General features: G+C 56.6%; 9 protein-coding genes. 2 read left to right on the forward strand and 7 right to left on the reverse strand.

Annotation, left to right across the window (positions count from 1 at the left end; all coding sequences use genetic code 11):
• Positions 1-147 precede the first annotated feature (147 nt).
• Positions 148-2,718 (forward strand): TonB-dependent receptor domain-containing protein, encoded by a 2,571-nt coding sequence (locus CHB83_RS07030; protein ID WP_089332103.1) that lies wholly within the window; start codon positions 148-150, stop codon positions 2,716-2,718.
• A gap of 89 nt (positions 2,719-2,807) precedes the next feature.
• On the opposite strand, the gene CHB83_RS07035 is transcribed toward CHB83_RS07030, so the two are convergent.
• Both CHB83_RS07035 and CHB83_RS07040 read right to left on the reverse strand, forming a co-directional pair.
• The gene (locus CHB83_RS07035) at positions 2,808-3,575 is read right to left on the reverse strand and encodes a LytR/AlgR family response regulator transcription factor (RefSeq protein WP_089332104.1); all 768 of its coding nucleotides are present in this window, start codon (positions 3,573-3,575) and stop codon (positions 2,808-2,810) included.
• 84 nt (positions 3,576-3,659) lie between these two features.
• On the reverse strand, positions 3,660-4,796 hold the full coding sequence (locus tag CHB83_RS07040) for a sensor histidine kinase (protein ID WP_089332105.1): 1,137 nt from the start codon (positions 4,794-4,796) through the stop codon (positions 3,660-3,662).
• A gap of 389 nt (positions 4,797-5,185) precedes the next feature.
• Between CHB83_RS07040 and CHB83_RS07045 the strand changes: the two genes are divergently transcribed.
• A complete protein-coding gene (locus CHB83_RS07045; protein WP_179225474.1) occupies positions 5,186-7,675 on the forward strand; it encodes a TonB-dependent receptor domain-containing protein in 2,490 nt (829 codons plus the stop codon).
• A gap of 63 nt (positions 7,676-7,738) precedes the next feature.
• Here CHB83_RS07045 and CHB83_RS07050 read toward each other — a convergent pair whose 3' ends face one another.
• From CHB83_RS07050 to CHB83_RS07070, 5 genes are all read right to left on the reverse strand, one after another.
• A complete protein-coding gene (locus tag CHB83_RS07050; protein WP_089332150.1) occupies positions 7,739-8,491 on the reverse strand; it encodes a shikimate dehydrogenase family protein in 753 nt (250 codons plus the stop codon).
• Positions 8,492-8,602: 111 nt separating this feature from the next.
• Positions 8,603-9,250 carry a DedA family protein gene (locus CHB83_RS07055; protein WP_045689676.1) on the reverse strand — a complete coding sequence of 216 codons (648 nt, stop codon included), beginning with the start codon at positions 9,248-9,250 and terminating at the stop codon, positions 8,603-8,605.
• Positions 9,251-9,303: 53 nt separating this feature from the next.
• A complete protein-coding gene (locus tag CHB83_RS07060; protein ID WP_089332107.1) occupies positions 9,304-9,999 on the reverse strand; it encodes a spermidine synthase in 696 nt (231 codons plus the stop codon).
• 51 nt (positions 10,000-10,050) lie between these two features.
• Complete coding sequence (locus CHB83_RS07065) at positions 10,051-10,962, reverse strand: TraB/GumN family protein (RefSeq protein WP_179225475.1); 912 nt, start codon at positions 10,960-10,962, stop codon at positions 10,051-10,053.
• Between the two features lie 157 nt (positions 10,963-11,119).
• On the reverse strand, positions 11,120-12,460 hold the full coding sequence (locus CHB83_RS07070; RefSeq protein WP_089332109.1) for a PQQ-dependent sugar dehydrogenase: 1,341 nt from the start codon (positions 12,458-12,460) through the stop codon (positions 11,120-11,122).
• Positions 12,461-12,623: the final 163 nt, after the last annotated feature.

The following is a 12,623-nucleotide window of genomic DNA, read 5'->3' on the forward strand; positions in this document are numbered from 1 at the left end:
GGTGGTGCCTATGTCCTCGTCGAGCTTATAGCTGCTCAACAGCCCTTTGCTACGCTTCAAGATATGATTTGAACAGCCCACACATTTTTACTTGGCGAGTTTCCCGCCGCCTCCTTCTCTTTGCTACTCCTTCCCGCTATTCACCTAATGAAACACCCATATCTACCCTTATTGTTAACCGGCCTACTGGCGGCCCCAGCCCTGGCCCAAACTACGCCCCCCGCTGGTGCCCGTCCCAGCGGCACCACCAGTCAGGCGCCAGCCCGCGCGGTACTGCCCGCCACGCCCAAGGGCACGGGCCGCCTTACCGGACTTATCCTTGATGCTACCACTAAAAAGCCCGTGGAATATGCCACGGTGGCACTTCTACCGGCTACGGGCAACACGCCTATTGATGGGACAGTATGCGACGACCGGGGCCGGTTCACGCTACGCGATTTGGCAGCCGGCTCCTACCGGGTGCAGGTAAGTTTTCTGGGGTATACCAGCCGCACCGAAACGGTGACCGTCACGGATGGTGCTACCGATATTGGTTCGCTCACCCTTGCCTCCTCGGCGCAAAAGCTGGGCGAGGTAACGGTAACCGGGGAGCGGGACGTGGTAGAAACCAAGCCCGACCGCATTGTCTACAACGCCGATAAGGACCTCACGAACTCCGGGGGTACAGCAGCGGATGTACTGCGCAAAGTGCCGCTGGTGAATGTGGATCCCGACGGCAACGTGGAACTCCGGGGCACCAGTAATGTGCGCGTGCTCATCAACAACAAGCCCTCTGGTATTGTGGCCTCGTCGGTGGCCGATGCCATGAAGCAGATTCCGGCCGACCAAATTAAGAGCGTGGAGGTAATTACCACTCCTTCGGCCAAGTACGATGCGGAGGGCACGGGAGGCATCATCAATATTATCCTTAAGAAGAACAACCTGGAGGGCCTCAATGGCTCGGTGGGCTTAGCGGGCGGTACGCGTAGCTCCAACGGCAACACCACCGTAAACTACCGCAAAGGCAAGGTAGGCCTGAGCAGCTCAGTAAGTGGCTTTATTTTCTACAGCCCCAACCGCTCCGACTTACGCCGCTATCAGCCCGATGCCAACGGCAACGAGGCCCTAACGCTCACGCAGAACGGAAGCGGCAATACCATTGGTGGGGGTGGATTCGGGCGGATGAGCCTGGACTATGACCCGGCGAAGTACCACAACCTGACGTTGAGCTTGCAGGGTAACTTATTCCGCAACAGCGGCGACAACACGCTGTATAATTTCAATGCGCCGTTCAACCCCACTGGCAACCCACTAATTCGCAACTCGGAGTTTACTCGGTATTCGGACCGCATGTTCAATACCCAGAGCTACGACGTGAGCGGCAGCTACACCCGCACATTTGAGGAAAAGCGCCGCGAGTGGAGTGTGCTAGCCCAGCACACTCGCAACCGCAACAACCAGGATTATAGCCTCGACCAGTACAACAACGAAGGCCGCGGCATGGAGCGCAACACGGGCATAGACTACCGTGAGGAAAGCTTGAACCTGGCCAAAAACCTGGAAACCACCGTTCAGACCGACTACACACATCCTTTCTCGGAAACTGCTACCCTGGAAACCGGGGCCAAGGCGATTCTGCGCCGGGTAAGTAGCGACTACGACGTGTCGGAAGATCGACTAGGCAACGGGCCACTGATTCGTAGTGATGTGCGGTCCAACCTGTTTGACTACAACCAGGATGTGCTGGCGGCCTACGGTACCTACGGCTTTAACCTAAGCAAGAAGCTGAGCACCCGCTTAGGTACCCGCCTAGAGCACACCCGCATTGACGGCAGCTTTGCGCAAGAGCAGAGCGAAAACTCGGGCGTAAACCAGAAGTACACCAACGTGCTGCCCAACGTGAGCTTAAGCTTCCAGCCGGGCAACCCTAAGAAGCCGGGCCAATCGATTCGGTTGGCGTATTCCCGGCGTATTCAGCGCCCCCAGATCTTCTACCTCAACCCCTTCGTCAATGCCACCGATACGCTCAACATCAGCTACGGTGAACCACAGCTGCGTCCCGAGCTTACGGATAGCTATGAGCTGAACTTCACGACGTTCATCAAGAGCTCGGTCCTGAACATTTCTACCTACGCCCGCCGCACGGGCAATGCCATTGAAACGTACCGTTTCATCGACGAAAACGGCGTTAATAATCAAACTTTCCGCAACATCGGGCGCAATGCTACCTATGGCATCTCCCTGTTCGGCTCGGTAAAGCCCGTGCCGAAGTGGGATGTAAGCGGCAACGTGAACGTGTACTATGTTTCGCTGAAAAGCCCTTCTCTGGATCTGAGCAATGATGGGGTAATGTATAACCTGAACCTAAACTCGGGTTACAAATTTGAAAAGGGCCTGAGTGTACAGTTCTTTGGTGGGCTCAATTCCCCACGCATTCAGCTCCAGGGCAAGCAAGCCGCCTGGACGTTCTACTCCATAGGGCTGCGCAAAAATCTGCTCAAGGACAAGGCCGACCTCACTCTGAACGCCGACAACTTCCTCTCGGCGACCCGCAACCTGCGCACCACGCTCGACACCGACCAGTTCCGCCAGATTAACAACAACTACATTTACCTGCGCGGGGTACGCTTGGCTTTCAACTACCGCTTTGGCAAAGCCTCTACCCAGCCGCAGAAGCGCCGCCGGGGCATCCAGAACGATGACACCAAGCAAGGCGAAAGCAGCCAGGGCCAGCAGTAGGCTCCTGTGCTAAGATAAAAAGAAAGGTCCTGCTACGGCAAACGTAGCAGGACCTCTTTGTGTATGAAGGTGCTTGTGCTGCCTATTGACTACACAAACTTATGGTAGCGCAACAGCTCCATAAACGCGTCGCGGTAGGTTTCACCAATAGGCAAGGAGGTGCCGTGCACTTGCACGCGAGTGCGCTCTACGTACTCGAGGTGGCGCAGATTGATCAGGTAGGACTTGTGAATGCGGGCGAAGCGACCGGGAGGCAACAGTTCCTCCAGCTTGCGGAAGGATTGCAGGGTAAGAATTTTGCCGCCGCCTGTGTACAGCATCAAGTATTCCTTTTGGCCTTCTACGTAGTAAATATCGGCTACCAGTACCCGGCGCAGGCGGTTGTCGTGGCGCACAAAAAGGGCTTCCTCTCCCACTGCCCCACCCATTTCGGGAGCCTCGGGGGTAGCGGGCGTGGCCGCTGGCGTCGGCTGGCTCAGGGCGGCCCGGGCCCGGTGGGCCGCCTGTACAAACCGCTCGAAAGAGATAGGCTTGAGCAGGTAGTCTAAGGCGGGCAGCTCGTAGCTCTGCACGGCGTAGTTGGCGTGGGCCGTGGTGAAGATAATACGCGGCCCCGGCTGGGGTAGCAGCTGTGCCAGCTGCAGACCCGTCAGGCGGGGCATCTGAATATCCAGAAAAACGACATCTACGGGTGTGTCCTGTAGAAAAGCTACCGCAGCCAGTGCATCATGAAACTGACCTTTGAGCTCTAAAAACGGAACCTGCGCGCAATATTCCGCCAGCACATGAAGGGCCAGGTGTTCGTCATCGATGATAACGCAACTCAACGGACGGCGAACAGAGGACGTGGGCTCCATCGGAGGAAAAAGGAGTAAGAGAAACGAAACTAGAACTACGTAAAAATAATCTTCCAGCGCCCCTACGCGGGTTATACCAATAAGCTACCGAAGGCTTTCGGCTGTACGCCGCCTGCTCTCCTGCCGGGCCAAATGCAGGGTCATGCGAACGGAATACTCCTCGGCGTTGGCTACCACTACTAAGTCGTGTTGGCGGGGGTAGAGTAGCGCCAAACGCCGCCGCAGGTTGGCTAGGCCTACGCCGCCCGGCGCCTCGGGCGTAGCGTGGGGAGCCTGCCGGTTGCGGACGGAGAAGTGCAGCTGGCTATCCTCGGTGAGGTGCAGGGTCAGCCGAACTACGTGGGGGCGGGCAGTTAAGTCGCCGTGCTTGAAAGCGTTTTCTACCAGCGGCAGCAAGAGCATGGGCGGCAACTGGTAGGCGTACTCGGCACCGGGCGGCAGCAGAATAGAGAACTGAATAGCCTCGTCGGCTTCGTCTGGCGGCAGGCGTAAGTGTTGCAGGGTAAGAAAGCTCTGCAAGTGGCTGATTTCGCGCGCCAGGGGCACGGTATCGTCGGCGCTGTCGTAGAGCTGGTAACGCATCAACTCCGACAGGCGCAGCACTGCTTCCGGGGCCTGAGGCGAACAGTTGAGCGTGAGCGAATAGATATTGTTGAGCGTGTTGAACAGAAAATGCGGGTGCAGCTGGGTTTTCAACAACGCCAGTTCGGTACGCAAATGCTGCTTTTCCAGCTCGCGCCGGTCTTCCCGCTCGCGCAGGTAGTCGCCCGCTAGGCGCAGGAAAAAGCTTAGCAACACAATCTGCCCGCCCAGCAGCAAGTAGTAGGCTTGCAGCACCTGCACGTAGTAGGCCAGCGTTTGGGGCACTCCCTGAATCTTCACTTCCTCCAGGGCATAGCTCAGGCCAATGCGTAAGGCCGCGAAGGCGGCCAGCCCCAGGCCAAGCACCAGAAAATACGCTGGCAAACGCGTGCGTACAAACAAGCGCGGCATCAGCAGCCAGTTCAGGTAAAACAGCCCCGAGTCGAGCACGTCGGTCAGGAAAGCATTCAGCCAGAAGTTGTCTTCCAGCATGGGTAGAAAAGGCCCCACCCGCAGTAGGCGCAGCTGAATATCGAAGTACAGCAGCAACCCCAGCCACACCAAATGTGGCCATGGCAGGCGCTTCAGGAGGGCGGGCCAAGCAAAGGGGCGGCGGGCAGCAGAAGAGGAGAGCGACATACAAGAACGGCTGCCACCACGGGCCACCAACGGGCGAAAATAGCTAATTGGCTCGCTCCCGCTGCCGAGTAATCAACCAGTAGCTACTCGTGCATCAATCAAAGCCCGGCTGGTTTCTATGAATGCCTAAGCAGAACCTACTAGCGGCCTGTAACTGCCTGTTGCCAGCTTGCTGTGCTAGTGAAATGCCGGCGCAATGCAGCTGTAGCCGTGCTGGTTGAGACGAGGCGGTAATTGGTAGCACCAGAAAATAGCGTTTGTTGAATTATAGCATTGGGCTGATGAAATACCCGATACGTTTGCAGCGTTGTGCCACCAATTACCGCCGATTGGGCTCTTACCCGTGGCTACTACTATCCTTCCTACAGTCTATCCTTTCCCACCCGTATATGAAGCAAGCTTTTACGCTAGCACTATTAGCCCTGCTGGCCGCGCCAGCGGCCTGGGCCCAAACCACTACTGCTCCTGCTACCACCGCCAGCCTCAAAGGCACGGGCCGCCTTACGGGCCGCGTGGTAGATGCCACCACCAAAAAGCCCGTTGAATATGCCACTGTGGCGCTACTGCCGGCCACCGGCACTACGCCCCTTACTGGAACGGCATGCGACGCCGATGGCCGGTTCGAGCTTAAGGATTTGCCGGCCGGTTCCTACCGGTTGCAGCTCAGCTTTGTGGGGTACACTACCCGCTTTGAGCCCGTCACCGTTACTAGCAGTGCTACCGAGGTGGGGGCTCTTACCCTTGCTAGTGCCGCCCAAAATCTGGCTGGCGTGACAGTAACTGGTGAGCGGCCCGTGGTGGAAACCAAGCCCGACCGCCTGGTGTATAACGCCGACCAAGACGCGAGCAACACCGGCGGCACCGCGGCCGACATTCTGCGCAAAACACCCCTGGTCAACTTAGATGGTGAAGGCAACGTGCAGCTGCGCGGCACCAGCAACGTACGCATCCTCATCAACAACAAGCCCTCGGCTCTCCTATCTGGCAACCTTGCCGAAGCACTCAAGCAAATTCCAGCCGACCAGATTAAGGCGATTGAAGTAGTTACGGCCCCTTCGGCCAAGTACGATGGCGAAGGCTCCGGCGGGGTCATCAATATTGTGCTGAAGAAGAACAGCTTGCAGGGCATGAACGGGAGCGTAGGAGCCAGCGGCGGCAACCGCAACCAGGGGCTGAATGGGAGCCTAAACGCTAAGCGGGGCGTAGTAGGCGTGAACACAAAGCTCAGCGGATTCCGCAACCGCTACCCCTTTCGCAGCAGTACCACCCGAACCAGCTTTTTGCCCAACGGCGCAGTTGGCCAGCTCAATGAGCGCACTACCTCCCGCAACCAAGGCCAGGGTGGCTACGGACAGGTAGAGCTGACCTATGACCCTTCCCCGCTACATAGCTTCACTATCAGCGGCAACGGCAACCTGTACAACAACCGCACCCCACAGGAGCTATTCAACCAATATCAGGGCGAGCCCAAGCTTGACACCCTGTACTCGCGCGATATCAACCGGCAGGACCAAAGCCGGAATTTTGATTTGAACGCGGGGTATACCCGCACCTTTGGCGAGAAGCAGCCCCGCCGCGAGTGGAGCGTACTGGCCCAGCATACCAGCAACCGTAGCCGCGAGCAGTACCGCCTCGACCAGTTCCCGACTAGCGAGCTACGCGGCCCCATTGAATATCAGGAGGCTAGCCGCAACCTGGCCCGCAACCTCGAAACCACCTTCCAAACCGATTACACTCAGCCTTTCGGGGAGAAGAATACGCTGGAAGTTGGAGCCAAGCACATTCGTCGCCAAGTGAGTAGCGACTATACCCTGGACACGCTGCTAACCAGTGAGCAGACGGGGTTTGTGCGCAGTCCCCTCCGCTCCAACCGCTTCGACTACCACCAAAACGTGCTGGCGGCTTATGGCACCTATAATTTTTCCCTCGGTAAGAAGTACGCCTTTAGCTTGGGTACCCGCCTGGAGCGCACAGACATTCAGGGCGAGTTTCAAAACGAAGCTGGCCGCTTTTCCAACGACTACTTGAATGTACTGCCCAACCTCAGCGCCACCCGCACGCTCAAGAAAGATGGCCAAACGCTACGGCTCAGCTATTCCCGCCGCATTCAGCGCCCCCAAATTTACTTCTTGAACCCCTACGTAAACCAGGTAACCCCTAACTCGGTGAGCTTTGGAAACCCCAAGCTGCGCCCCGAGATGGCCCAACTGGCGGAACTGACGTACGGCACCTTCGCGGAAAAAACATCCTTCAACGCTTCTGCTTTTGTGCGGCGCACGGGCAATTCTATTGAACGATTCAGCGACTATAACGAGGAGCTAGCTCGCAACGAAACTACCTACGGCAACCTGTCTACTACCACCATTTACGGAGTAAACCTGTACGGCTCCTGGAAGCCACTTAAGGATTGGGACTTGAGCAGCAACCTCAGCGGCGACTATACCAACCTGCGCAGCGCCCTGCTGAACCGCCCCAACCGCCGCGCCAGCATATATATGAACATCAATTCCTCGCTCAAGCTGGGTAAGGCTTACACCTTACAAGGCTACGGCGGTTTCTGGACGGGCGGCGTGGAGCTGCAAACCCGCTACTCGGGCGGCCTGTACTACGGCCTGAGTGTGAAGAAGCTATTGCTTGCGGAGAAGGCCGACATTACCTTGGGTGCAAACAACTTCTTGGCCCCCGGCCGCGAGTTCCGCAGCACCACTACTACCCCCGATTTCATCAACCAAGGCATTTTCTACTCCTACCAGCGCTCCTTTCGCCTTTCCTTCAATTACCGCTTCGGCAAGCTAGAGGGTGGACAGCGTCAACGCCGCACCATCCGCAACGACGACTCCAAAGGTGGCGGCAGCGGCCAGCAAGGCGGCGGGCAGTAGCTTAGCAGCCCATAGGCTACTGCCAGAAGCCCAACAATGTCGCATTCTGCTTCTACTTGTGCTTTACTGGTCTAGGGGCTCTTCATTCCAGATCTGCCAGGCAGCTTCCGCTTGGAGGCATAGCATCTCAAATCCGTTTTTGGTTTGGGCCCCAACAGCTTGGCCGCGCTGCATAAACTCGGTTTCGCGGGGGTTGTAGATCAGGTCGTAGAGGTAGTGACTGGCCGTGAGGGAGCCGTAGGGAATAGCGGGGCACTCCTGCACATTGGGGTGAGTGCCTAGCGGAGTAGTATTGATGATGAGCAAGTGTTCTTGCACAAGGCGGGGCGTTAGCTCCTCGTAGGTAAGGCCACTACCCAGCGGGTTGCGCGACACTACCCAGTAGCCAATACCTAAGTCGCGCAGGGCTACTTCCACGGCTTTGGAAGCCCCGCCGCTACCTAGCACCAGCGCCCGGCCATCGAAACCAGCGGGCACAAACGTCTGCAAGGAATCCCGGAAGCCAATCATATCGGTGTTATGCCCAATCAGGCGGCCATCCGAGGCAAATTGAATGACGTTGACGGCGCCCACCCGCGCGGCCGAGGGCGCTATTTCGTCCAAGAAAGGCCACACCTGCTCTTTGTACGGGATAGTGACGTTGAGGCCGTACAACTCAGGATGTTGCTGGAGTAGTACAGGCAGATCTTGAACGGCAGCTAGCTCGAACAACTCATACTGGTGATCAGACAGCCCCAGGTTGTGAAACTTCTGGGAGAAATAGGTCTGAGAGAAAGAGTGACTCAGAGTGCGTCCGATAAGGCCAAATTCACGCATAGCAACGGGCATTTTTGGTCTACTATAATGCAACGAAAAAACCGCCCCGACCACAAGATCGGCCGGGACGGTTTAGGTAGTACTGCTGTACGCCACGTACGGTTGCCACGGCTACGCTACCGGAGCACGACGAGATTTCAAGAACTCAAATACGGCTGGCAGCACCGATACCACAATGATGCCTATCGTGAACAGTCCAAAGTTATGCTGAATCCAGGGTATGCTTCCCAGGAAGTAGCCCGCACCAGTAAGCAGAATTACCCATAGTACGGCCCCTACCAGATTGTACGACAGAAACTTCGTGTAGCTCATGGTGCCTACCCCGGCCACAAAGGGGGCAAACGTGCGAATAATGGGAATAAAGCGGGCTATGATAATTGTTTTAGCGCCATGTTTCTGATAGAAGGCCTGCGTTTTTTCGAGGTGCTCACGCTTTAGAAATCGTGAGTTTTCGCGAAACACCCGTGGCCCCAGATAGTCGCCAATGTGGTAATTGAGCGTGTCGCCGAGCACAGCGGCCAAGATCAGCAGCCCAATCATAGCCCATATATTGAGCGGAGAGCCAGGCAATGCGGCCAAGGTACCGGCGGCAAACAGCAGCGAGTCGCCGGGCAGGAAGGGTAGCACTACCACCCCAGTTTCCACGAAGATGATTAGGAACAGGATGGCATAGGTCCAGACTCCGTAATCCTGAACTAACTCGGTCAGGTGCTTATCCAGGTGCAGAACGAAGTCCAGCAGGTGCTTTATGATTTCCATAAGGAGTAGAGGTTGAGCCTGCAAAGAAAGCACTTGCCCAGCAAAACCCTACCTCAGCCACGGAATGTGGCTCCTTCATTTCCTGTAGCCTTATGCAGCACCAGCAACCGGTTGTATTGTTCTACTTCCACTTCTTTTACCGCAAAGCCCACTGTGGGTAGGTACGCCGCCACATCCTGGCCAGCTACTACCAAGGAATCTTTGGTGAGGGTATTGAATAGTACGTACCCACCCGGCTGCAAAAGGCGCCATATGTGCTGCCAAAAGGCCGGTGCCTGCAAGCCCGCGGGCAAGTCCAGATCAATGAACAGGTCGATTATGACCAGCCGAAATCCGGCTGTCGGCGCAGTTGGAACCCATGCAAATGCATCGGCACACACAATATCCAGTCCGGCCCCGGCCCGAATACCAAACTCCGCGTCGGCAACTTGAATTAGCACTGGGTCGAGTTCTACCGCCGTAATGGGGCCCGTAGCTTGGTGCTCTCGGCGCAGGGTTTCTACCACCGAGCCCCCACCCAACCCCAAAACCAGAATGGGGCCCGTGGCCGCGGGCTCGGTGAATAGCAGGCCGTAGCGCAGCACCCGCTGCAAAGACCCGTAGGAGTAGTTGGCGTGGGCTGTATCCAGCACCTTGCGCCCCTCGTGCAATACTACCTCTACCACCCCACTGTGCACAGACTGCACACGGCGCTTGATGGGCAACAAGTAGCTAGCCACGTGGCGGAGAGCAGTCAGCAGCTTATTCATGGGGTGCGAAGGTAGTGCTGGCAGCGTAGTAGCACGGGATATGCTGACCGACTAGCGCAACGGCCGCACTTGGTAGCCTTCTTGGCGCAGAAGAGCCAACACGCCTTTGGGCCCGCCAAGATGAGCCGCTCCCACCGCAAAGAATGTGGGTTGGGTAGCAGCCATCTTCGTGATGGAGCTAATCCAGCTTTGGTTGCGAGAGTTTACGAGTACGTCTTCGTATTCCTGAAAGCCAAACAGGCTCTTGGTGGTCATGTTACGCAGCTCTTCTACGTTTTGTGCTTTGTAGAGCGTCACCATTTGCTGCACTTCCTGGCGGGCTTCCGCTTCTTTGTTTACCATGTCAACTAGCATTTGGCCCTGGGCTTTGTAGGGAATCTTCTCGAAGAAGCCCATCTGCTGTTGCACGGTTTCCAGCCCCAGCACTTCTTTTTTCTGCTCCTGGGCCATTTGCACAAACGTAGCCTCGTAGCTGGCGGGCGCGCAGCCTAGCAAGGCAGGGTAGAGCATGGAGCTCAGAATAAACGGCTTGAGCGTGCCTACCCGGTCGATTGGTACGCCGGCCTTACTTTGCAGATACTTGCCCACGCTGGTATAGTCGGTGGGTGAAAGTAGCTGCTGCAAGTTCTGGCCGCCATCCATCATCATGCTTGCTTGCATTTCCTGCATCATAGTGGGGCTATCCATGTCCAGCTCCAAGACTACTTGCTTGGCCTTCCCAAAGGACTGCTTCACCGGCTCAGTCACCACCAGATCGGTTGGGCAAATCAGATGAACCGTGCCATATACGTAAGAAGGGGCCGCTAGTCCCTTGCCCGTTATTTCCCACAGGAGTGCATTAGTAGCAGCCGGGCTAGCGGCTGTAGCTGCCTTGACTGGCTTGACAGCAGCTTTCTGGGCTTGGGTAGCAAGCGAGGTGAGGAGTAGCGTGGCGGCAAGGGCCGTGTTTCGGAGGAAGCTCATCAGGCAAAAAGGGATGGAGGTACAAGGATAACACATAGGTCGTCGGCCCACCCAATTCATTACAGCTTGCCGCAGCTTTATTTCTCCTAAACATAAAACCGCCTGCCCTCCTGGATGAGAGGATAGCAGGCGGTTTTTGAAATTATAAGGGTGTAGGCTAGCTGCTAGCTACCACACGCCATACCTTGCCAGCGGCATCGTCGGCCACTAACAGAGAGCCATCGGGCATTTCGGTGATGCCTACCGGACGACCGTATACCTGTTTTTTGCCTTCATCGGCCACGAAGCCCGTTACGAAGTCTTCCATAGGCCCGGCTGGTTTGCCGTTCTGAAAGGGTACAAATACCACTTTGTAGCCCGTGAACGACGAGCGGTTCCAGGAGCCGTGCTGCCCAATAAAAGCGCCACCGCGGTATTTGGTAGGGAAAGCCTGCCCATCGTAAATAGCTAGCCCCAATGATGCAGTGTGCGGCCCAAGAGGAACTTCGGGCACTATTGACTTTTTCACGAGGTCCGGACGCTCACCCTTACGCCGGGGATCTTCGTGCTGACCGAAATAGGAATAGGGCCAGCCGTAGAAAGCGCCTTCCTGCACGCTAGTGAGGTAGTCGGGCACTAAGTCATCGCCCAGCTCGTCGCGCTCATTCACGGCCGTCCAGAGTTTGCCCGTGCTAGGAGCCCAATCCATGCCCACGGGGTTGCGCAAGCCCGCCGCGTATATCTTCTCACCCGAGCCATCAGGGTTGATTTCGAGAATATTGGCCCGGCGCTTCTCGTTTTCTATGCCGTGCTCCGCCACGTTGGAGCCCGAGCCTACCGACACGTATATTTTCTTTCCATCGGGCCCAGCCAGTAAGTTGCGCGTCCAGTGGTTATTGTAGCCACCAGCCGGTAGGTCCAGGATTTTTTCGCCCTTCGCCGTGATTTTGGTTTGGCCGCTTTGGTAAGGGTAGCGCCATACACCATCGGTATTGCCGACGTAGAAGTAGTTGCCCAGCACCAGCATACCGAGGGGCTGATTGAGGTTGCTCAGGAAAGTTTCCCGCACATCGGGCTTACCGTCCTTGTTGGTATCGCGCAGCAGCGTAATACGGTTGGCACTCGTTGGGCGCAACGATTTGGAAGGGTCCAGCTTCAGGGCCGCGGCTATTTTCTTCTTAGGATTCGTCGGTACAGTATTAGCCTCGGCTATCAGCACGTCGCCGGAGGGTGTTACGTAGGCCCAACGCGGACTCTCAAAGTCGCCCGCATACTCACTGATGGAGAAGCCAGCCGGTACGACAGGGGTTTTGCCAGTAGGCCAGCCTATCACTTCGCTCCGCTTCGTCACCGATTCGGAAGCATAGGGCTCAGGTAATTTCACTGCGGTGGTGGCCGTAGCTACCGTATCGGCTGGGGTAGTAGCGGCGGCCTCCGCTTTTTCTTCTTTGGAAGGACCACCACAGGCGGCTAGCAAGCCTAACCCCAGCAGTGGCAAGTGAAAAAATGATTTTCTCATTATAAAGTAGTGAGTTAGAAGCAGGAATACTGGGCAGCACTAGCTATACAACGGGTGCTGCCCGCCTTACTCCTACTTCATCTACTCAACTTTGTTACGCTCAACCGTATTGCGCTTGCCAAGGCTGGCAGGTAACGCACAACGCCCGGTGCTATCAGGGTGA

Origin of the sequence: Hymenobacter mucosus (assembly GCF_900188255.1) — a bacterium.
GTDB lineage: Bacteria > Bacteroidota > Bacteroidia > Cytophagales > Hymenobacteraceae > Hymenobacter > Hymenobacter mucosus.